A 22,150-nucleotide genomic window follows, 5' to 3' on the forward strand; every position below is an offset into this window, starting at 1 on the left:
GGCTATCTCAAATGAGATAACCTTTTTTGTTTGATATAAGTCTAACTTTTTACAGGAAAGTGAATATTATTTACCCGTTTTCAATTCAGTCCAATACTTATCATATAATTCTGTTTGTTTTCCAACATCTTTAATCCAACTAGTTGCATCTGTTTCTTGTTTTGTAACATTTATATAAGGATTTTGTTTATATTCTTCAGAATGATAAGGTCCTGATTTACTATTTGGATCTGCATATCCGATTGATTCATAATTTTTTGCACTTACTTTTGGATCATACATATAATTAATAAATTTTTCTGCTAAATCCTTTTGTTTTGCATCTTTAGGGATTGCCAATGTATCTGCCCATCTTGATGAGCCTTCTTTTGGTACAACCCACTTTACATCTTTAAGTTCTTTTTGAATATAAGCTGCATCACCTGACCATACTTGGCCAATCCATGCATCTTCTGTAATAAACTTTTGCTTTACTGTATCTGTGTCAAAAGCTAATAAATTAGGTGTTAAAGTTTTTAAATTATTATAGGCAGTTTGAAGTTCATCTTTATTTGTGGAACTATTTGAAAAACCATTTTTAATTAATCCCATTCCAAATACTTCTCTATTATCATCTAATAAAGTAACATGCCCCTTGTATTTAGGGTTCCAAAGATCATCCCAGCTATCGATGTTTTCTTTCACATATTTTGGATTGTAAGCAATCCCTGTTAGTCCTCCAGTATAAACAACTGAATACTCACCTTTTGGGTCAAACTCTTGATTCGTATATTCCGGAGAAATATTTTCTAAGTTTGGCATTTTATTTTTATCCAACTTAGCTAACATTTTCTGATGGATCATCAGTTTAACCATATAGTCTGAAGGCTGAATTACATCATAATCTGAACCACCAGCTTTTAATTTTGCATATAGCTCTTCATTACTAGCAAACACTTGATAATTAATTTTAACATCATATTTCTTTTCAAATGATTCCAAAACCTTTTCGTCAAAATTATCTGCCCAGCTATAAATATTTAATTCTTTTTTTCCTGCCGAACAGGCAGATAATAGCAAACTTACTAAACCTAAAGATACCATTAGTGAAGCAACTTTTTTAAATTTACTCATAATGCCTACTGACTACCTCCTTTAATCTTAAACTATATAGGATTTTTTCTCTGTTTTATTATTGATTCCTTTTGTACGATAAACTTCAGAAACAACCATTAGGAATATAATTGTAACGATTAAAATGGTTGAAATTGCATTTATTTCAGGTGTTACACCTTTTTTAACCATTCCATATATATAAATTGGTAGTGTAGTTGAACTTGGTCCTGAAACAAAAAAGCTAATAACAAAATCATCAATACTTAATGTAAAACATAAAAGTGCAGATGCAATTATTCCTGGCATAAGTGCCGGTAATGTAACAAATCTAAATGTTTGCCATGGTGTTGCACCTAGGTCACTTGCAGCATCCTCTAAATCAGAAGACATACCTGAAAGTCTAGCTGCTAAAAGAATAATTACATATGAAATACAAAAAGTGACATGTGCAATAATAATTGTGATACTACCTAATTCGATATGGAAATTTGTAAAAAGGATTAGTAAAGAAAGTCCCATTAAAATATCAGGAACTACGATTGGTAAGTAAACTAGTCCACTAATAAAACTCGAAAATTTATATTTATGCTTATGTAATGCTAAAGCACAAATCGTACCTAGAATTGTAGAAAGGATTGTCGTTATAATTGCGATCGTTAAACTATTCATTAAAGCATCAACAACTTGTGGATTCTTAAATAGATTTAAATACCAGTCAAATGTAAATCCAGACCACTGAGCATTAATCTTTGATTTATTAAACGAAAATAGTATTAAAATCAAAATAGGTAAATATAAACAGATCAATACAATTGTCGAAAATCCAATAAGTATCGGTTTTTTCATTTATTTCTCACCTCTACTTCTTTGAGCACCAATATTTTTAGTCGCTAAATAGTAAAGTCCAATTAAACCAATTGAAGTTAAAACTAAGAAAATTGAAAGTGCAGACCCAAATGGCCAGTTTCTTGCTGCTAAGAATTGGTTTTGAATAACATTACCTATTAATGCAACTTTCGAACCACCCATTACATCTGATACGACAAACATACCAAATGATGCAACAAATACTAAAATACTGCCTGCAAAAATTCCATTCATAGTCAATGGAAGTGTAACATATAAAAATGTCTGGAAAGGAGTCGCTCCTAAATCATTAGCCGCATCTAATTTACGTTTATCTAACTGTTCAATAGCGACAAAGATTGGTAATACCATAAATGGTAATAATGTATAGACCATTCCCATTATGACAGATGGAGTATTATATAGTAGTTGTAACGGCTCTTTTATAATTCCTAGATGGATTAACAAAGTATTAATGATTCCTTTTGAACGAAGGATGACAATTAAAGCATACGATCTAACTAAGAAATTAATCCAGAATGGAATCGTGATTAATAAAAGTAACATCCTTTGCCATTTTGCATTTACAACAGTAGCAGTATATGCATAAGGATAACCAACAAGTAGTGTAATTATTGTAGTAACTAAAGCGATCCAAAATGTAGTCCATAAAACTTCCAAATAAAGTGGATCAAAAACTTTAATAATGTTTTCTAAAGTAAATGTTTTTTCAATTTCTCCATACAAACCGTTTTTCATAAATGCAAATCCAAATATTAAAAGTAATGGTACTAGGAAAAAGACTAATAACCATATAATCGTAGGTGCAATTATGTATTTACCATTTCTCAATACATAATCACCTCATCTTCCGACTTCCAACTAATTTCAACTTTGTCGTTTCTCGAAAGAGATGTTTGGTCTGGCATTTGATAAACAACAATTGTTTGTTCTTGTTTATGTAAATCAATAAAAACTTTATTTAATGTTCCAACAAACTCAACATCTTTAATCGTACCTAAGTATTCGGTAAATTCATCAGTAGCAGGCGAAACTTTAATATTTTCAGGTCTAACTGCAATCTCTTTATCGCCTTTTTTAAAGAAGTTATTTTCACCTATAAATGTCGCAACAAATTTACTTGCAGGTTTTTGATAAATCTCTTTCGGTGTTCCAATTTGTTCGATTTTCCCATGATTCATTACGACGATTCGATCACTCATACTCATCGCTTCTTCTTGATCATGAGTAACATATATAAAAGTAATTCCTAATTCACGTTGAAGATTTTTAAGTTCTCTTTGTAAATCTTTGCGTAATTTAAAATCTAGTGCACCTAATGGTTCATCCAATAATAATACTTTTGGATTGTTCACTATTGCACGAGCAATTGCAACCCTTTGCTGCTGACCACCAGAAAGTTGGCTAGGCTTACGATTTCTAAATTCGGTTAATTGAGTTAGTTTCATTGCTTCATTAGCTCGAACTTTTTGTTCCTCTAACGAAACACCTTTCATTTTTAAGCCAAATTGAATATTTCGTTCAACGTTCATATGTGGAAATAATGCATAATGTTGGAACACTAAATTCATATCTCTTTTATATGGAGGCAAATTATTAATTGTGTCACCGTTTAACTTGATCAAACCTGATGTTGGTTCTTCAAAACCAGCAATCATTCTTAAAAGTGTAGTTTTCCCACAACCACTAGGACCTAAGATTGTTAAAAACTCTCCCGAATAAATTTCTAATGAAAGTGGGGATATAACACTATTTTCACTAAAACTTTTCTCGACTTGTTCAATTTCAATTATATTTTTCATTTTCGCGTCCCATCTATATTAATATTTTATTATTATGTAAAAAAGAATAAATTATTTTCAACATATAAAAAGCCCCTTTTGTCAAGGAGCTTAGAAACTAATCATTAACCTTTATTTTAACAATTTACGTATGAACCGTAAAGCGTTTTTTGTTGTATGATATCTAATTTTCAAGTCAATTTTTGTAGTTTGTAGTAGAACACTTTTATCATGAGTAAAAGCAGAAAAACTGTATTCACCGTGATAATTCCCGGTTCCACTTTCTCCAACTCCTCCAAAAGGTAAATTTGGATTTGCCATATGATAAAGTGTATCGTTTACACATCCACCACCAAATGGAACTTTTTCAATTACTTTTTTCGCTAATTCTTTATCTTCTGTAAATACATATAGTGCTAATGGCTTAGGATGCTGATTAATTTCATTCAAAACTTCATCAACACTAAAATAGGAAAGAATTGGTAAAATGGGGCCAAATATTTCTTCAGACATGATTGGCGAATCCCAATTTATATCAGTGATCAAGGTAGGCTCAATTTTATGAGTTAGCAAATCATAGTCTCCACCATGTACGACTTGACCATTTTTCAAAAAATCAACCAATCGGTTAAAATGGCGATCACTGATTATTTTTGAATAATCATTATTTAACAAAGGCTTATCATTATAAAAATGAACAATTTCATTCTTTAGTGCATTTATAAATTCTTGTTTTACTGAATCATGTACATATATATAATCAGGAGCAATGCATGTCTGTCCTGCATTCGTAAATTTACCCCATACAATCCTTTTAGCTGCAATTTGAATATTTGCATCGCTATGAACAATTGTTGGACTTTTACCACCTAATTCGAGTATTAATGGCGTTAAATTTTTACTTGCTGCTTCCATAACAATTTTTCCGACCTGAACACTGCCTGTAAAAAAGATTAAATCAAACTTTTGTTGTAATAATAAAGTACTTTCCGCGATTCCACCTTCAACTACCGTAATATAGTCTTCATCAAATAACTCTTTAATTATTTTTCGAATTATTTTTGATGTATTAGGAGTTAATTCTGACGGTTTAATGACTGCTGTATTTCCTCCGATTATTGCCCCAATTAAAGGAGCCATTGCTAACTGAAACGGATAATTCCAAGGTGAAATTATTAACGTTACTCCATATGGTTCTCTGTAAATATACCCTTTTGTTCCAAAATGAGTGATTGGAGTTTTAACTTTTTTAGGTTTCATCCATTTTTCAATTTTTTTAATTGCTTCTGATATTTCTTTTAATGTAAATCCGATTTCAGTCATATAAGCTTCAAAATCAGATTTATTTAAGTCTTGTTTTAATGCCTGCTTTATTTCTTCTTCATTTTCGACGATTGATTTATATAGTTTCTTTAATTGGGTAATACGGTATTTAGGCGTTTTCGTTATTCCAGTTTGAAAATATGCTTTTTGTTTATTTACTAATTGTGTAATTTCAGATGCTCTATATGTACTTTCCAAAATCATCACATCCTTTTAAAGTTGATTCGTTTAAACATATAATCTCATGCTAAATTAAAAACTCACATAAAGTCAATATTTCTGTGAATACTAATATCAATATAAACGAATGAAAGAATCGAATTATTAACTTTGTTAAGGAATTGTAAAGATATTGTAAATTTGTAAATTAATTAAACGTTTTTAATTGATTAATTTTAAAAACCAATTATTATTATTAACGTGGCCTTTACTTTTTTCGACATTTTTACATAGTTTCTGACATAATAAAATTTTGATTAGTGGTGAAGGTGATAATAAATTATATGTTTTAGTTGGAGGAATCATAATGTTTTTTGGACCAAAAAAAGATGTATTCTTTGAAAAGCTTTTAGGGATCGCTGAGAACTTGGACGTTGCATCAAAGTATTACGTTGATTTTAAAATAAAGAATGCAAGTGACTTAAAGAAGTTTCAAGAAGAAATGAAAGATTATGAAACAAAAGGTGATAAGTTCATTCACTCTCTAATCGTTGAATTAAACAAAACTTTCATTACTCCAATTGAGCGCGAAGATATTTTACAACTTGCTATGAAAATGGACGATGTATTAGATGGATTTGAACATTGTTCTGCACGTTTTGAAATGTATTCAATTACATCAGCTGATGAGTATATGGTCAAATTCGTTGATATTCTACAAAAAGCTGTGGAAGAAATTTTACTTTCGGTTAAATTACTTTCAAATAAGAAATTACTTGAAATCCGTGTCCATGCAATAAAAATTAAAGATTACGAATCTCAATGTGATGAATTATTACGTTCTTCAATTAAACAATTATTTATGAATGAAAAAGATCCTATCAAAATTATACAGTACAAAGAAATCTACGAAGGTTTAGAATCTGTAGCTGATAGTGCACAGGATGTTGCAAACACTCTTGAGCAAATTATCATGCGAAATGCGTAAGGAGTTATAAAATGGAACATTTATTTTTACTTACGATATTAATCGTGATTTTTGCATTTTTATTTGATTTTATTAATGGATTTCATGATACAGCAAATGCTATTGCAACGTCTGTTTCGACAAAAGCTTTGAAGCCTCGTACTGCAATTTTAGTTGCAGCTATAATGAACTTCATTGGTGCAATTACATTTACAGGAGTAGCTAAAACAATTACTACTGGTATTGTTGATCCAATTTCAATTCAAGGTGCAAATGGACTTGTTGTCGTTATTGCTGCCTTGTTAGGTGGGATTGTTTGGAACTTAGTAACTTGGTTTTTTGGTATTCCAAGTAGTTCTTCACATGCAATCATCGGTGCAATAGCTGGTGCTGCGATTTCAGCAAAAGGATTTCATGTTTTACAAGCAGATGGTTTTGTTAAAATTATTGAAGCATTATTAATTTCCCCTGTCATTGCAATTACGCTTGGATTTATCGTTATGACAATTTTAGCAACGATTTTCCGACGTTCTAACCTTTCTAAAACAAATAAAGGTTTTAGATTTGTACAAATACTTACTGCTTCATTACAATCATTTACTCACGGTACAAATGATGCACAAAAAGCAATGGGGATTATCATGATTGCTTTAATTGCTGCTAAAATTGAAGGACCAGGTGCTGACGTTCCATTATGGGTTCGTATTGGTTGTGCAACAGCAATGGCAATTGGTACATCAGTTGGTGGCTGGAAAATCATTAAAACTGTTGGTGGAAAAATCATGAAAATACGCCCGATTAACGGTGCAGCAGCCGACTTATCTTCGGCCGCAATTATTTTCACATTTACTGCTTTACATTTACCAGTTAGTACAACACACGTAATTTCATCTTCTATTATGGGTGTTGGTTCTGCTCAACGTGTTAAAGATGTAAACTGGGGTACTGCTAAACGTATGATCATCACTTGGGTTATTACAATCCCAATTTCAGCAGTTGTTTCAGCTATCTTCTATCAAATTTTAAAATTAATCTTAATCTAATAATAAAAAAGGCGAACTCGTAACTACAGTTCGTCTTTTTTGTGTAGAAGGCCAAACCCAATTATATGTCTAACCTTCTTTAGTTTTTACATATATTCTCTTTTCCTTTTTGGTCTTGTTATATAAAAAATTACAACAAGTAGCAAAATAATCGAACCAGCGATTAAAAATGTATTTAATGAAAGTAATGTAGGTCGATTATATGATTTAGCAGCTAATAAATCTGTACTTAAAACTTTTTCGTTATTAGCCCAAACTTCAACCTCTCCTAGTTTTTGGTTTTTAGAAATTCCATTTTCCTTGTATTTCTCGCCAATTGTTGATGAGGGCTTTAATTTAATATCATAGTTTGTATTTGTCCCAAGAGCAGTTAAAAAAGCCAAATCTTTCGAAATTTTCGTTTGAATTAAGTTTTTACTTAATGTTACTTTTTTCTGCCAATCTGCTTTCTTAATTAACGTTTTTTTATGAATCCTTGAAAACGCGTATGAATCCATTAATTTAATATCCTGTAAATATTGCGGTTTCGAAGAGCGCAATAAAATATTAATAATCATTTGACCGTCTTTTTTGTCAATTTCAATTAAAGTGTTTCGAGCAGAATCTGTATATCCGGTTTTACCTGCATAAAAATATGGATTTTCAAACATTTTTCCGCGATTAAAAATATACACATTCTTTTGTTTAGATGTATTAATATGAGCATCTTTTGTACCCATTGCTTTTATAATTAACGGGTATTTTAAAGCTTCCTTTGTGATTAGGGCTAAATCATGTGCAGTCGTATAATGGTTTGTATTGGGCAGTCCATTTGGATTCATAAAATTTGTATGATAAGCGCCAATCTTTTTAGCTTTTTCATTCATCATTTTTACAAAATTATCCATACTCCCGCCAACTCGTTCACCGATTGCATATGCTAAATCATTTGCGCTCAAAATCATCATCGTTGTTAATGCCGTATTCCGATCTAACACTTCGCCTGTAGAAAAAAGTATTTGAGAATTGCTTTTTTCTTCTTGAATGCTTCTTTTTGTCATCTTAATTTTATCATTTTCATTTAAATGATCCATCATGACCATAGCAGTCATTATTTTAGTAGTACTAGCTGGGAAATCGACTTTATTGCTGTTCTTACTATATATAACTTCTCCATTATCAGCTAATATTGAAATAGCCTTATCACTAAATAGATTTAGTTCATCTGCATGTACAGTTTTCTGCATAAAAAAACCACTAATTAAGCTAATACAAAGACATAATTTTATCATATTATTAAAAGTAGATTTCATATAAAAAATTAAATCTCCTTTATACTTTTTCATTTAATTTTTTCAATTCACCATACTATTTTCTAGTGTAAAATGGCACTTTAAAAATCAATAATGTCCCTATTATAACCTTTTCAAATTAATGTCTCAACTATACATAAAGTTGGAATTGTTTTTAAAAAATATCGGTTATTTCCCGGAAAATCGACACATTCCTACTACCTAGATTTCTCTATTTTTTTTAGCCCCTCCCTTTTGCTTAAAGGTGATAACTTTGTCTCTACTATAAATGATTCAACGGCTTTAGGATTAACATATGAGAATTCTCTCAATGCCCAGCCAATCGCTTTTTGAATAAAAAATTCTTTGCTTTCTGATAATAGTCTGCAGTATTTAAAAAGACGTTCTTGATCAGTTTTCTCTTTAAACTTCATTTGAAATAATAATGCTACTCTGTTTAACCACATATTATTAGAAGTAATCCACTTATTTGAGTACTCATCAATCAATTCAGGATATTTTAAAAAATGATAACTAATCAACCGTCCTGCTATTGTATCAACGGTATCCCACCAAGATTTTTCTACTACTAGTTGTTCATATAATGTGATCCGTTCAATTTCAGCTTTTTTATATTGGCGGTCTAAAAATGTTAATGCAATGTATTGAAACTCTCTTTCTTCAAAGCCCCAAATATTTATGATTGAGTTTAAACTTGGCGGCTCACCATAACTCTCTCGATATTGCCTCAATAAGGAATTTCGTTCTGGTGCTCTAATTCCTAAAAAAGTAAATTTGTTTTTCATATATGCTTCCATTGCAGGTCGATTTTCATTGTTTTGATGCTCTTTAAAAAACTTCATTAACTCTGCAGAATAGTTGTCCAATTTCAACTCCCCTTAAATGTTCTAATTTTATTTATTTAACTTTAACGGGAAAAGCATTTCAATGTATTTCCTCTATTATAATAGAGGTTAAAGTTTAATGAAAAGACTATGAATCAAAATTGTGTAAATTTTTTGAAGATTAGTTTATGATAGATAAGTCAATAAGAAAGGGGGATATTATGCAACCAGCAGTTAATACAAAGGTTATTAATCAATCAACCATGTATCAAATTCTATTTGCTATTAGTTTAGGTCATTTATTAAATGACTCGATGCAAGCAGTTGTACCTGCCATATTTCCAATTTTAGAAAAGACGATGAATTTAACTTACACTGAAATTGGATTCATAGCCTTTGCGCTAAATATGACTTCCTCTGTTATGCAACCTGTATTTGGAATTTTTTCAGATCGAAAGCCATCACCATTTCTCCTTCCAATTGGAATGTCATCCAGTTTACTAGGTATGCTTTGTTTAGCTTTTGCACCAAATTTAATGATGGTTTTATTATCTGTTCTATTAATCGGTATCGGATCAGCCATCTTCCATCCTGAGGGATCTAAAGTAGCGTTTTTAGCATCTGGCTCAAAACGAGGGTTATCTCAAGCAATCTATCAAGTTGGAGGAAATACAGGAAACTCACTGGCTCCAGTATTTACGGCATTAATATTTGTACCGCTAGGACAAAAAGGCGCAGCTTGGTTTACTATTCTAGCTGCTATTGGTATTTGTGTGTTAATTTATGTATCCACATGGTATCGAAATAAATTAAAAGAAAACCCGTTTAAATTAAAAAATAAAGGTCAATCTTCAACTGAAAGTATCAAAATAACATCGGCCGTAAAATTTGCTATTATTTTGTTAATTTTTATTACTTTTGCACGCTCATGGTATTCAGCGGGCATAGGCAACTATTATCAATTTTATTTAATTAAAAGCTATGGATTATCAATTAAAAGTACACAATTATATTTATTTATCTTTATGATCGCAGGTGTAATCGGAACATTTATTGGGGGAAGTTTAGCTGACAAAATTGGAAAACGTAATATGATTTTATTTTCATTAGTTGGAACATTTCCTCTAGCCCTATTGCTTCCTCACATATCTTTATTAGCAGTGATCCCAATTTTATTTTTAATTGGGATCATCAGTTCAAGCTCCTTTAGTGTAATAGTCGTTTATGCTCAAGAGCTAGTACCTGGTAAGGTCGGTTTAGTTAGTGGATTAATCGTTGGGTTAGCATTCGGAATGGGTGCTTTAGGAGCTGTATTATTAGGTGTAATTGCCGATGCTACTAGCCTTAAATTCGTTATGAACTTATGTAGTTTCTTACCATTACTTGGCTTAGTAGCATTTATGCTGCCAAATGATCGTAAAAAGACAGTTTAACGATATTTTTGCAAAAAGAAATGACTCTACTCTTCGGCCATAGTGAGCCAATATTGAATAAATTAGCTCATTATAAAGTAAACCTGGTTTTTGAATTTTAAAAGGCTGTCAAATAGGCAGCCTTTTAATAATTCTTTTAACTAACAATAAAATCCTTTTTTATTGCATTAATCAAAATTCGACTGATTTTAAACTAGTAAAAGAAATCGAAAAATCCTCCCTAAAATATCAGGAGGATTTTTATTTTTTTCATAGTTATTTTAGAGTGTACTTCCTCGAACAAGATCGAAACGATCTGCATTCATGACCTTAACCCAGGAAGCGATAAAGTCACGTACAAACTTCTCTTTGTTATCATCTTGGGCATACACTTCTGCAATGGCACGTAGAACCGAATTTGAGCCGAACACTAGGTCAACGCTAGTGGCAGTACGTGTTATTTCACCTGACTTACGATCGTGTCCTTCAAATACGTCTCCGTCTACAGGCACCCACGCTACTCCCATGTCCAGCAAGTTTACAAAGAAGTCATTAGTTAGCGTGCCAACTCGATCAGTGAAAACTCCATGTTTTGTACCATTATAGTTAGTATCTAGGACACGCATACCGCCAATTAGTGCAGTCATTTCTGGTGCAGTAAGACCTAGTAGCTGTGCCTTATCAACTAGTAGCTCTGCTGAACTTACATTATACTGTTTCTTTTGATAGTTAATAAATCCATCAGCAATCGGCTCAAGCACTGCAAAACTTTCGATATCTGTTTGTTCTTGCGATGCATCGCCACGTCCTGGAGAAAATGGAACTAATACATCAAAGCCTGCATCCTGTGCAGCTTTTTCTATAGCGGCACTACCACCAAGTACAATCAAGTCCGCCAAGCTAACATTCTTTTCTAGATGATTTTGAATATTTGTAAGTACATTTAGTACTTTTGTAATTTGTTCAGGTTGATTTACTTCCCAATCCTTCTGTGGGGCAAGTCTGATTCGTGCTCCATTAGCACCTCCGCGCATATCTGAACCACGGAAAGTACTTGCTGAAGCCCAAGCAGTTTTTACTAGCTCATTAATTGTAAGTCCTGAGTCTAATATCATTAATTTAATCTTTTCAACGTCTGCATCAGTTATTTCATTTTCTAAAGCAGGTATAGGATCTTGCCAAATTAACACCTCTTCTGGAACTTCAGGACCTAAATATCTTGAACGTGGCCCCATGTCTCTATGAGTTAGTTTAAACCATGCACGAGCAAATACATCAGCAAATTCTTCTGGATTCTCATAGAAACGACGAGAAATTTTTTCATATTCTGGATCATATCGTAATGCCATATCGGCTGTAGTCATCATTGTAGGAACACGAACAGATTGATCTTCAGCGTCTGGTGCAAGATCCTTCTCATGAGGATTTACAGCAAGCCATTGATACGCACCTGCAGGACTCTTAGTAAGCCACCATTGATATCCAAACAATAGTTCAAAATAACCATTATCCCACTTTGTTGGATTTGCAGTCCAAGCACCTTCAATTCCACTAGTGATCGTGTCTCGACCTTTTCCAGAGCCATGAGTACTTAGCCAGCCTAAGCCCTGAGCTTCAACAGGAGCAGCTTCTGGTTCTCGTCCAACATGAGCAGCATCTCCAGCACCGTGAGCTTTTCCAAAAGTATGCCCCCCAGCGATTAATGCAACTGTTTCTTCATCATTCATTCCCATACGTGCAAAGGTTTCGCGTATATCACGACCACTTGCAACCGGATCTGGGTTACCATTTGGACCTTCAGGGTTAACGTAAATAAGTCCCATCTGAACAGCAGCAAGTGGATTCTCAAGCTCACGATCACCCTTGTATCGCTTATCTCCTAGCCACTCTGTTTCATTACCCCAGTATATATCTTCTTCTGGATGCCAAACGTCTGCACGTCCTCCACCAAATCCAAATGTTTTTCCACCCATTGATTCAATAGCAACATTTCCTGTTAGAATAAATAAATCTGCCCAAGAGATTTTGTTGCCATATTTTTGCTTAATCGGCCATAGAAGTCGACGGGCTTTATCAAGATTTCCGTTGTCTGGCCAACTATTAAGTGGGGCAAAACGCTGTGTACCAGTTCCCCCTCCACCACGGCCGTCACCCGTACGATATGTGCCAGCAGAGTGCCAAGCCATACGAATAAAGAACGGACCATAATGTCCATAGTCAGCAGGCCACCAATCTTGACTGTTTGTCATAAGAATATGGAGATCTTGCTTAAGAGATTGATAGTCTAACTTCATAAATTCTTCTGCATAATTAAATTCTTCGTCCATGGGATTTGATTTTCTGTCATTCTGATGTAGAATGTTCAAGTTTAGCTGGTTTGGCCACCAGTCTTTATTTGCAGTACCAGATGATTTGGGAGTAGTAGCGCTACCGTGATTAAACGGGCACTTTGCAATGTTAGAAGTTTCATTAGTTTCCATATTTGTTTTCCTCCTCAAGAGTTTATGTATACGTAAATATACGTAACTAACAAGATATGATAATGATTATGTAATCATTATATTAAACTATTACTTATATTAACAGAAATAAGTATTACTATTATGAATTTTTCGATAAATCTATGAACATTGTATGTCATTAGTAAAATAGATTTTTGGTTAGTGAGTTTGTTCATACTCTATCGATTAATATAACCTATTCGTTCTTCAACCCTCCACTAACTCTTATAATTACTTTGCTTAACAGGTAACACTTTTATAAAATCTCAACTAGAATAGTCATTCAATGAATGAAATTTTACAATCATTTGCTTGTACTATTCTAGTAATTAATTCTATACTTTATTCCTGTTTTCCTTGTTCTAGTATCCTGCCATTTACTACAAAAAAAACTGCTATTAAGCAGCTTATAAACTTTAATATAAGTTTACTCCCCATTTATTATCCAACGGTCGAAATGCAATAGCTAAAAACGCGATATCCAATGTTAAGTCTTTATTTTTCCTTAGTTACCTTAATATCTGGAAATTTCCCTCTTATAAATGATAGGATCTCCTTTGTTTCATCATTCATATTATAAGGTGCAACCGTACCGCCAAATGAAGGCTGAATTAAAATAGGTTCATCATGGTTATTGAGATAAAATTGTAAATAATCAATATTCCAAGGCTGTTTTGCAATATATTCTTCTTTCTTTATATATCTCACTTCTATAACATCGTTCAATTTTACTTCTTTTGTAGTTTTTTTCTTTTCAATGATATTATTCGAATATACAGCTACATACCCTCGTATTTTTTTTCGTTCAGGAATAAATAAAAAATAAAACATCAATGCAAATATGATTGTCATAACAATGAAAAGCCAATCCATTTTAACGATTCCTATTATGAAACACGCTATCAAACCCAAAATACCACTTAGTAAAATTACATCCATTAAAATAATTCCAAATGGTTTATTTTTGTAAAGAAAGATTGGATCTTCCAATTTCATTCCTCCTGGATTTCAAGTAATACAATATGGTCATTATATCTAACATAGCGATATTTGTAATTAGTGGTAAATTGACTTTTTTCGTTGAATTTGATGTGTAACTTATTCAACTATTCTGCCATATACACAAAAAAAAGAAGTGTTCCTTTCTCTCAGAGAAACGCTCCTTAGAGTAATTACTAAATTTACTTAAAAAAGAGTAAGTTGCTCAAAAAATTTTATAAAACCTTCTCTTATATTGCAAGCTGAATCAACATTAAAATGGCTTATTTCTAAAACAACCAATTGAATAACTTCCTTGCTTATAATCAACCCTAATTTTTAGCTTTGTAAATTCCTTATACAATTATTCTTCTTACTTCAATTTACCTTAACAAAATAAAAAAGCTCTTCGATCACCGAAGAGCTTTTCTCATATTACATACCCCAAACTAATGTCCAAAGAGTACCAAATACTATTGCCACTGCAATAAATACTGCGTAACCTAAATTGATATATAATACATTTTTATTTTCATTTTCGTTCATGTGCATGAAAACAATTAATTGAAGACCACCTTGTAATAATGCCGTTACTATTAAGATAATAAGTGACACATTAAAAGGTAAATGTAAATAGTAAACACTTAAAGCTATGATTGTTAGAACAAGTGATTGGATGAAGCCAACCACTTGATGCTTAGGGAATAACGCGCTCATCCAATCAGTCCTTTCACGTAAACAAAACTAAAGATAAAGATCCATACTACGTCTAAGAAGTGCCAGTATAATGAATAAATAAATGTTTTGTTTGCAGTAGTTTCAGTAATACCTTCACGAGATACTTGAATTAAAATTGCAATACCCCATAACATACCGAATGATACGTGGGCACCGTGAGTACCTAATAATACGAATAACGCTGATAAAGCTCCACTACTTTGGATCGTCGCACCTTCATGTACATAAGTAAAGAATTCTGTAATCTCTACTCCTAAGAAAACTGCACCTAAAGCTAAAGTAATAATAAGGAAGCTAATAAAAGCTTTTTTTGAATGTAATTTAATAGTGTTAACAACTAAACCGATCGTAAAACTACTAGTTAATAAGGCAAATGTTTCAATCATTACACCTTTCATCTCAAATAATTCTTTTTGAGTAGGTGCTGTACCTGTGTTATTTGCTAAAGTGAAATAAACTGCGAATAATGTACCGAATAAAGCAATCTCAGCTCCTAAAAAGATCCAGAAACCTAGAATCTTATTAGAACTTTCTTCACCTAGACTATATAGAGGCTTGCTGTTCATAATGATCACCTCGTAATTTTTTCTCTGTTTCAATAATTTCTTCTTTATGAATATGGAATCCATGATCACGTTGGAATGAACGTGCGATTAAGCAAAGTGCAATCGGAACTGCAAATACTATCATTGGAACCCACCATTCAAAAATCAAGAAGAAACCAAATGCCATAAATGCCATACCTAAAATGAATGGTATACCACTATTACTTGGCATATGAATATCTGTAATCTCACCCTCAAGTAAAGATTTACCTTCTTTTTTAGCTTTCCAGAATGGATCTAATGAATCTACTTTCGGAATTACTGCAAAGTTATAAGGAGCAATTGGACTGCTTGTAGCCCACTCTAAAGTTCTTGCATTCCATGGATCACCACTAGTTTCTCTTGGTGCATAACGTACACTGTAATAAATATTGTAAACAAGTAACATAAATCCGATTGCTAACCCTACAGCACCGATTGAAGCAATCAAGTTTAAAGGACCAAAACCTGAATCTGCACTATACGTATAAGTACGACGAGTCATACCTTTTAATCCTAATAAGAATAATGGGAAGAATGTTACGTTAAAACTTACAATAATTGTCCAGAACGTAATTTTACCAATTTTTTCATCTAATTTGAAACCGAAAACTTTTGGGAACCAGTAGTAGAAACCTGCAATTACAGCAAATACTGTACCTGGTATTAATACGTAATGGAAGTGAGCAACTAGGAACATCGTATTATGATATTGATAGTCAGCACTTGCCATTGCAAGCATTACCCCTGTAACACCACCGATTGTAAAAATCGGAATAAATGCTAATGAATAAAGCATTGGAACGGTAAATTCGATTTTACCTTTCCTTAATGTGAACAACCAGTTAAAGATTTTTACACCGGTTGGTATACTTATGGCCATTGTTGTAATACTAAAGAAGCCATTTACAACAGAACCTTGACCCATTGTATAGAAATGGTGAACCCAAACAACGAAACTTAAAGCAGAGATTGCGATCATACTGACAACCATGCTCTTATATCCGTATAAATTCTTTCTTGAGAATGTTGAAATAATCTCACTATAAATACCGAAAGCTGGAAGAATAACAATATAAACTTCAGGATGTCCCCAAATCCAGAATAAGTTCGCCCAAAGCATATCATTACCATGTGCCATCGTGAAGAACTGTGTTCCAAATTCACGGTCAAACATCATTAATGCTAAAGCTACTGTTAATACTGGGAATGCGAATACGATAATAACGTTTGTAATTAAGATACTCCAAGTAAACATTGGTAATTTCATTAATTTCAAACCTGGTGCACGCATTTTTAAAATTGTTACGATAAAGTTTATACCAGTCATTAATGTACCCAGACCAGCAATTTGAAGCGAGATTGCGTAATAGTTATTTCCAACACCTGGACTGAATGCTTTACTAGCTAGTGGGAAGTAAGCTGTCCAACCAGCATCAGGTGATCCACCGATAACAAAGCTTAAGTTTAAAAGCATTGCGCCTGCGAAGAATAACCAGAAACTAACTGCATTTAAATAAGGGAATGCTACGTCACGTGCTCCGATTTGTAATGGAATGACGATATTCATTAAACCAATAATGAAAGGCATCGCCATGAATAAAATCATAATTAAGCCGTGAGTTGTAAAAATTTCATTATAATGTTGTGCGTCTAATATTTTTAAATCTGGTCCTGCTAATTGTGCCCTCATTAATAAGGCATCAACTCCGCCACGGAAAAGCATTAATAATGCACAAAGAATATACATTACACCGATACGTTTATGGTCAACTGTTGTTAACCATTCTTTCCATAAATAACCCCATTTTTTAAATTTGGTTAAACCAATAACAATAGCGAGAGAAACAATAACGATACTCACCATTGCGCCATAGATCATTGGCTCACCTGTTACAAAAAAGTGATCCCATTTATAACCCATCATTATTTCATCCCCTCCATATTATCCATAGAACCATGATCATGACCTGCATTTTTTCCTTCTGGAGCTGGTCTAAATTCTAAGTGGGTTGAAGAATATGTCTTTCTGCCTAAATGCTCAATTTTTAGCAATTTATTAAACTCTTTTTCTGTTAAAGCAGGAGCCGTATTTTTAACGTCTTTAACCCAGCCGTCAAAATCTTTATTGTTCATTGCCAGTACTTCAAATTCCATTCCAGCAAAGCCTTTACCATTGAAGTTACTGTTTTTACCCATAAATGAACCTTCATTTGAAGCAACAAAGTTTAATTTAGTTACCATGTCACTCATTGCGTATTTTTGACCGCCTAATTGAGGAATCCAAAAACTTGTAATCGGACCAAATGAATATAGTCGGAATTCTACGTTTCTATTCGTTGGAATGTTCACGTAGTTAACTGTTTCAATTCCTTGTTCTGGATATGAGAAATGCCATTTCCAGTTTGAAGAACTTGCATAAATAACAAGTGGTTTATCAGTTTCATGACCTTTTGGAACACTTTCTACTGCATTTGTTGTTTTAACAGTTACTACTGATAAAACTGCAACAATTATGATCGGTATAACCGTCCAAATAATTTCAAGAGTTTTACTTCCCTCTTCGTGAGGTGGTTCGTAATCCTTTGGAAGTTTACTAGCTCGATATTTATAAAGAATAACTATATAGAGAATGTAAACTACTAGTAAAACTCCTAACATCATTAACATTGAGAAGATAATCGTATCTGCTTGCGTTTTAGCAACAGGACCTTTTGGATTAAGAACTGCAATCTTGTCACAAGCACCCAATACTAATGCAACCAGCATGATCATCATGCTCATTAGAAATTTTTTCATCTCGCTCTTCCTTCCTTTAAGTAAGTAAAAGTACAAAACAGTTTTTTGAATTGCTTCTTAGTTAAGTATTTTTATAAATTGTCACCAAAATGACAAACAATGTCCACAGTTATAGTAAGATACTTTAATTAAAAAAACAAACAATTAATTTCTATTTTGAAAGGAAAAAATAAGTGTTCACAATTTAGACATATTTACAAATATGTCTTTTTCCTAAAAACCTATATGTATCAAGGAATAGATATGTATGCTCACTTTTTCACAACGTTCACATTTTAGACAAATATTAGATTTAGATTAACTTTTTTGTTCACAATTTCAAAATTCCATATTATTAAATTAGTATAATAATTTTGAACAGTTTTTACGGAATAATCAGTATTTTCGGACAAAGAAAACTCACCGATTTGCAATCCGTCAGGTGAATACAAAGGCGTAGTTGCACTTATCCCTAAAAGTGGCATCTACGTCGATTTATCTTCACCGTTGCCAATTGATACTTTCTAAATGAACAAAAAAAATAACGCAGATCTCTCTGCGTCAAAAACAGGGTTATTAATTTAGTGAAGAGAAAAACTACTGTCCTAGCATGTTCTTCTCTTCATAGGGTTGGGGGGGTTCTAGGGTTGCATTCCACATTAATTTTAAAATGTGTATCCAATCGAAGAACTAAGAAAAACAATGGCTTTTTCTTACACTTCTTTTATAATCCTAGATTACCATAAATGAAAATGATTATCAATACCAATTATTGTAATTTTTTATAAAGCAGTAAAACATTATCATGCCTTAAATACTATATGTCCTGCATTCACTAATAATTTTTTTACTTCTTTCCATGCCCAACCGCCTTTACCTCATACGATGACAGATCACCATTGTTTTCATCCATTTCATATTTTTTAGTATGTTGATTTATTTTCTAAATCCAATTGTTAAAATTCAATCTCGTTTAATATTAGAAATCAAATAGGTTATAATTGTAGAAAAAAGGTGGGAAAAGTATGCCGCAATTATTAATTAAAGGTATTTCAACAAATGATATTTGCAAAATTAGCAAGCCATTAATAGAAGAACTTGCAAATGTTTGCGAATGTGGAACCGACAATTTTACGATCGATTGTATCCATTCTACCTCAATCTTTGATGGTGAAGTCGTAGATAGTTTTCCATTTATTGAAGTAAAGTGGTTTGAACGGGGTGTTGATACAAGAGATCGTTTCGCTGCAACAATCGAAAAACATGTTAATTTATTAAATATTCCAGAGTTTGAAATAGCATTTATTACATATAAAGAAGATAGCTATTATATTAATGGAAAGAGATTCGAATAATACTATATCTAAATAACAAAGTCCAGTGAATCCACTGGCCTTTTTATTTTATATAATTTCCATTTTTTATAGGTCAACTGTACCTATAGGACAATGTCATTTCACGGTATTTTTACTATGTGGACAAATATACAAACTAAAAAAAATAGTTATCTAACTAAGTACATGATCGATAAAATTGAATATTAGTATATTAATCGGACAAGTAGGTAACCAAAATACTTCCGATTAGAGAAAGGTGAATGAGAATGAACTTTGAAATTATTGTGACTGCTTTTGTTTTCATAATGACAATGGCTGTCATTTTCTGGAGACCAAAAGGAATTCATGAAGCATGGCCTGCTACTATTGGGGCAGTAATAATACTACTAACTGGAATCGTCAGTCGCCATGACCTTCTTGACATCATTAGTAAAATTGGTGGGGCCTCTATAACAATTATTGCAACAATTGTTATGGCAGTTATTTTAGAAAGCTTTGGATTTTTCCACTGGTCCGCAGCACGCCTAGTAACATTAGCTAAAGGATCAAGTTATCGCCTATACTGGTATATCCAATTACTATGTTTTTTAATGACACTGCTATTTAATAATGATGGTAGTATCCTAATAACAACACCAATTCTAATTATTCTTTTAAAAAATCTCCGCCTAAAACCACATCAACAAATACCTTACCTATTATCCGGTGCATTAATTGCTACCGCTTCGAGTGCTCCAATAGGCGTAAGTAATATCGTAAATTTAATCGGTTTAAAAATCGTTCACATGCCACTATATATGCAGCCGTTAATGATGTTTGTACCAACAATGATCGGCTTATCCTTTATGTCACTCATGATGTATTTCGTATTAAAGAGTAAATTTCCAGAAGTTTTACCTGCTTCAACAAATGACATTGAAGAATCATTTTTCATCAAAAATTTTCATCCTTTAAAAACAAAAATCTCTGTAGAAACGAAAAGAAAAAGAACAAAGTTTATGCTTAAAATATTAACTTTCGTATTTGTTATGAGATGTTTGCTTTTCGTTGCATCCTTTATTTCGATTCCAATTGAATTTGTTGCGGTACTCGGCTCACTCATTTTACTTGTATGGAGATGGTACCATTTAAGAACAAACCCAGTGGATATCTTAAAAAAGACCCCTTGGCAAATACTTTTGTTTGCATTCTCAATGTATGTAATTATTTTTGGGCTTCATAATGCTGGTCTAACAGATTTTCTTGTAAAAGAACTTGAACCAGTCGTTAACCAAGGCCTATTTAATGCTACTTTAGTAATGGGTGGATTAGTAAGTCTATTATCAAATTTATTTAACAATCACCCTGCTCTTATGATTGGCACAATTAGTTTAACTGAGATGGGTCTAAATCCAGTCACCCTAAAAGCTATCTATCTTGCAAATATTATCGGTAGTGATATTGGCTCACTATTATTACCGATTGGAACATTAGCATCTTTAATTTGGATGCACATATTAAAAGAAAATAAAATTAAAGTAAAATGGAAAGATTATTTAAGCGTTACAATAATTGTGATCCCATTAACTACTATTATTACATTAATATTATTATTTTATTGGATCCAATTATTTTTTGCTCATTAATTTAGTTCTTTAATTACCTATAGGAGGAGATTAAAGTGAGTGATGTATCAACATTGCTTGGTGAACAAGTTTCAGTAAAACTATCTGGAGATGTGATTTTCGAAGGTATTCTTACTGATTTAGGACAAGATATTTTAGTCCTTTTCAATGGCATAAAATATTATTACATTCCTTGGATGCATATCCATATGGTATATCAAACGGAGGAATTGAAAGAAAAAATAAAGAACCCTAATGAACCATCCATTACTCAAGAAATGGAGACAATTTCTTATCGTAAAATTTTACAAAATGCTAAAGGTATCTTTTCAGAAATCTATGTAACTGGTAATATAACTTTTCATGGATATGTTATGAATGTACTAAGTGATTATTTAGTCTTTTATTCACCTGTATTTCATACAATGTATATCTCTTTATCACATTTAAAATGGATAACGCCATATAATCATAAAGTTGTTCCATATAATTTGAATGATGATACTTTATCTGTTCATCCTTCTACCACTCCATTACACAGATCTTTTGAAAGTCAGATAAAAAAGGAAATTGGAAAGTTGGTCATTTTCGATGGTGGAACAGATCCAATGAAAATTGGGCGTTTAAACAAAGTAGATAATAATCAATTAGAGCTTTGTGTAGCAAGTGGAGAAAATGTTTATTTAAAGCTAGCACATATAAAATCTGTTCACCTACCATAGCTAGATAAGACCTTTGATACGCGTTGTATTTAAAGGTTTTTTTTTGCTTAAAAAGCTACGTTTCTCCCTATCCTCATTCTTTACATTAAACGATTCTAATTTTTTCTTTACAAATTTTATGGTAGCAATTACAATTTTGATAAAC

At 32.3% G+C, this 22,150-nt stretch carries 19 protein-coding genes; 6 read left to right on the forward strand and 13 right to left on the reverse strand.

The window, feature by feature from the left end:
• Window positions 1–66: 66 nt before the first annotated feature.
• The 5 genes from CN692_RS18140 to CN692_RS18160 all read right to left on the reverse strand — a co-directional run bounded on the left by CN692_RS18140 (window position 67) and on the right by CN692_RS18160 (window position 5,264).
• Window positions 67–1,113, reverse strand: a complete 1,047-nt coding sequence (locus CN692_RS18140; protein WP_098120560.1) for a polyamine ABC transporter substrate-binding protein — start codon at window positions 1,111–1,113, stop codon at window positions 67–69.
• 27 nt (window positions 1,114–1,140) lie between these two features.
• The gene (locus CN692_RS18145) at window positions 1,141–1,941 is read right to left on the reverse strand and encodes an ABC transporter permease (RefSeq protein ID WP_098120561.1); all 801 of its coding nucleotides are present in this window, start codon (window positions 1,939–1,941) and stop codon (window positions 1,141–1,143) included.
• Window positions 1,942–2,793 (reverse strand): ABC transporter permease, encoded by an 852-nt coding sequence (locus tag CN692_RS18150; protein ID WP_098120562.1) that lies wholly within the window; start codon window positions 2,791–2,793, stop codon window positions 1,942–1,944. It lies immediately after the preceding gene.
• Window positions 2,790–3,764, reverse strand: coding sequence for an ABC transporter ATP-binding protein (locus tag CN692_RS18155; protein WP_098120563.1), 975 nt, complete (start codon window positions 3,762–3,764; stop codon window positions 2,790–2,792). Before CN692_RS18155 ends, CN692_RS18150 begins: the two co-directional genes overlap by 4 nt.
• A 111-nt stretch (window positions 3,765–3,875) precedes the next feature.
• On the reverse strand, window positions 3,876–5,264 hold the full coding sequence (locus CN692_RS18160; RefSeq protein WP_257144064.1) for an aldehyde dehydrogenase: 1,389 nt from the start codon (window positions 5,262–5,264) through the stop codon (window positions 3,876–3,878).
• 328 nt (window positions 5,265–5,592) lie between these two features.
• On the opposite strand from CN692_RS18160, the gene CN692_RS18165 reads away from it, so the two are divergent.
• Both CN692_RS18165 and CN692_RS18170 read left to right on the forward strand, forming a co-directional pair.
• Entirely contained in the window at window positions 5,593–6,213 is a 621-nt protein-coding gene (locus CN692_RS18165) for a DUF47 domain-containing protein (RefSeq protein WP_098120565.1), read from the forward strand.
• Between the two features lie 11 nt (window positions 6,214–6,224).
• On the forward strand, window positions 6,225–7,235 hold the full coding sequence (locus CN692_RS18170; RefSeq protein ID WP_098120566.1) for an inorganic phosphate transporter: 1,011 nt from the start codon (window positions 6,225–6,227) through the stop codon (window positions 7,233–7,235).
• An 86-nt stretch (window positions 7,236–7,321) separates the two neighbouring features.
• Here CN692_RS18170 and CN692_RS18175 read toward each other — a convergent pair whose 3' ends face one another.
• Window positions 7,322–8,461 carry a D-alanyl-D-alanine carboxypeptidase family protein gene (locus CN692_RS18175; RefSeq protein WP_179874476.1) on the reverse strand — a complete coding sequence of 380 codons (1,140 nt, stop codon included), beginning with the start codon at window positions 8,459–8,461 and terminating at the stop codon, window positions 7,322–7,324.
• A 263-nt stretch (window positions 8,462–8,724) separates the two neighbouring features.
• Window positions 8,725–9,369, reverse strand: coding sequence for a DNA alkylation repair protein (locus tag CN692_RS18180; protein WP_098120644.1), 645 nt, complete (start codon window positions 9,367–9,369; stop codon window positions 8,725–8,727).
• Between the two features lie 203 nt (window positions 9,370–9,572).
• Here CN692_RS18180 and CN692_RS18185 point away from each other — a divergent pair, with 203 nt between their 5' ends.
• Window positions 9,573–10,784 (forward strand): MFS transporter, encoded by a 1,212-nt coding sequence (locus CN692_RS18185; protein WP_098120568.1) that lies wholly within the window; start codon window positions 9,573–9,575, stop codon window positions 10,782–10,784.
• A gap of 260 nt (window positions 10,785–11,044) precedes the next feature.
• Here CN692_RS18185 and katG read toward each other — a convergent pair whose 3' ends face one another.
• From katG to qoxA, 6 genes are all read right to left on the reverse strand, one after another.
• Complete coding sequence (gene katG, locus CN692_RS18190; protein WP_098120569.1) at window positions 11,045–13,243, reverse strand: catalase/peroxidase HPI; 2,199 nt, start codon at window positions 13,241–13,243, stop codon at window positions 11,045–11,047.
• Between the two features lie 516 nt (window positions 13,244–13,759).
• Window positions 13,760–14,254, reverse strand: a complete 495-nt coding sequence (locus CN692_RS18195) for a hypothetical protein (RefSeq protein ID WP_098120570.1) — start codon at window positions 14,252–14,254, stop codon at window positions 13,760–13,762.
• Between the two features lie 423 nt (window positions 14,255–14,677).
• Window positions 14,678–14,959: a cytochrome aa3 quinol oxidase subunit IV gene (gene qoxD / locus CN692_RS18200; RefSeq protein ID WP_098120571.1), complete on the reverse strand. Its 282-nt coding sequence runs from the start codon at window positions 14,957–14,959 to the stop codon at window positions 14,678–14,680.
• A complete protein-coding gene (locus tag CN692_RS18205) occupies window positions 14,956–15,555 on the reverse strand; it encodes a cytochrome c oxidase subunit 3 (protein WP_373604976.1) in 600 nt (199 codons plus the stop codon). The genes qoxD and CN692_RS18205 overlap by 4 nt, the downstream gene beginning before the upstream one ends.
• Window positions 15,524–17,488 (reverse strand): cytochrome aa3 quinol oxidase subunit I, encoded by a 1,965-nt coding sequence (gene qoxB / locus CN692_RS18210; RefSeq protein WP_098120645.1) that lies wholly within the window; start codon window positions 17,486–17,488, stop codon window positions 15,524–15,526. The genes CN692_RS18205 and qoxB overlap by 32 nt, the downstream gene beginning before the upstream one ends.
• A gap of 2 nt (window positions 17,489–17,490) precedes the next feature.
• Window positions 17,491–18,363 (reverse strand): cytochrome aa3 quinol oxidase subunit II, encoded by an 873-nt coding sequence (gene qoxA / locus CN692_RS18215; protein WP_098120573.1) that lies wholly within the window; start codon window positions 18,361–18,363, stop codon window positions 17,491–17,493.
• 1,004 nt (window positions 18,364–19,367) lie between these two features.
• Here qoxA and CN692_RS18220 point away from each other — a divergent pair.
• From CN692_RS18220 to CN692_RS18230, 3 genes are all read left to right on the forward strand, one after another.
• Window positions 19,368–19,697, forward strand: a complete 330-nt coding sequence (locus CN692_RS18220; RefSeq protein ID WP_098120574.1) for a DUF1904 family protein — start codon at window positions 19,368–19,370, stop codon at window positions 19,695–19,697.
• Window positions 19,698–19,945: 248 nt separating this feature from the next.
• A complete protein-coding gene (locus CN692_RS18225; protein WP_098120575.1) occupies window positions 19,946–21,304 on the forward strand; it encodes an arsenic transporter in 1,359 nt (452 codons plus the stop codon).
• Between the two features lie 35 nt (window positions 21,305–21,339).
• Window positions 21,340–22,005, forward strand: a complete 666-nt coding sequence (locus tag CN692_RS18230; protein WP_098120576.1) for a DUF2642 domain-containing protein — start codon at window positions 21,340–21,342, stop codon at window positions 22,003–22,005.
• The last annotated feature ends 145 nt before the right edge of the window (window positions 22,006–22,150 follow it).

Origin of the sequence: Bacillus sp. AFS002410 (genome assembly GCF_002556365.1) — a bacterium.
GTDB lineage: Bacteria > Bacillota > Bacilli > Bacillales > Bacillaceae_G > Gottfriedia.

What these genes read in the sequence shown, in the direction of transcription:
- CN692_RS18225 (WP_098120575.1), top strand. Translation starts at nt 19,946, where the DNA reads ATGAACTTTGAAATTATTGTGACTGCTTTTGTTTTCATAATGACAATG.
- qoxB (WP_098120645.1), bottom strand. Translation starts at nt 17,488, where the DNA reads ATGGGTTATAAATGGGATCACTTTTTTGTAACAGGTGAGCCAATGATC.
- CN692_RS18155 (WP_098120563.1), bottom strand. Translation starts at nt 3,764, where the DNA reads ATGAAAAATATAATTGAAATTGAACAAGTCGAGAAAAGTTTTAGTGAA.
- CN692_RS18170 (WP_098120566.1), top strand. Translation starts at nt 6,225, where the DNA reads ATGGAACATTTATTTTTACTTACGATATTAATCGTGATTTTTGCATTT.
- qoxD (WP_098120571.1), bottom strand. Translation starts at nt 14,959, where the DNA reads ATGAGCGCGTTATTCCCTAAGCATCAAGTGGTTGGCTTCATCCAATCA.
- qoxA (WP_098120573.1), bottom strand. Translation starts at nt 18,363, where the DNA reads ATGAAAAAATTTCTAATGAGCATGATGATCATGCTGGTTGCATTAGTA.
- katG (WP_098120569.1), bottom strand. Translation starts at nt 13,243, where the DNA reads ATGGAAACTAATGAAACTTCTAACATTGCAAAGTGCCCGTTTAATCAC.
- CN692_RS18140 (WP_098120560.1), bottom strand. Translation starts at nt 1,113, where the DNA reads ATGAGTAAATTTAAAAAAGTTGCTTCACTAATGGTATCTTTAGGTTTA.
- CN692_RS18220 (WP_098120574.1), top strand. Translation starts at nt 19,368, where the DNA reads ATGCCGCAATTATTAATTAAAGGTATTTCAACAAATGATATTTGCAAA.
- CN692_RS18175 (WP_179874476.1), bottom strand. Translation starts at nt 8,461, where the DNA reads ATGCAGAAAACTGTACATGCAGATGAACTAAATCTATTTAGTGATAAG.
- CN692_RS18185 (WP_098120568.1), top strand. Translation starts at nt 9,573, where the DNA reads ATGCAACCAGCAGTTAATACAAAGGTTATTAATCAATCAACCATGTAT.
- CN692_RS18180 (WP_098120644.1), bottom strand. Translation starts at nt 9,369, where the DNA reads ATGAAGTTTTTTAAAGAGCATCAAAACAATGAAAATCGACCTGCAATG.
- CN692_RS18145 (WP_098120561.1), bottom strand. Translation starts at nt 1,941, where the DNA reads ATGAAAAAACCGATACTTATTGGATTTTCGACAATTGTATTGATCTGT.
- CN692_RS18165 (WP_098120565.1), top strand. Translation starts at nt 5,593, where the DNA reads ATGTTTTTTGGACCAAAAAAAGATGTATTCTTTGAAAAGCTTTTAGGG.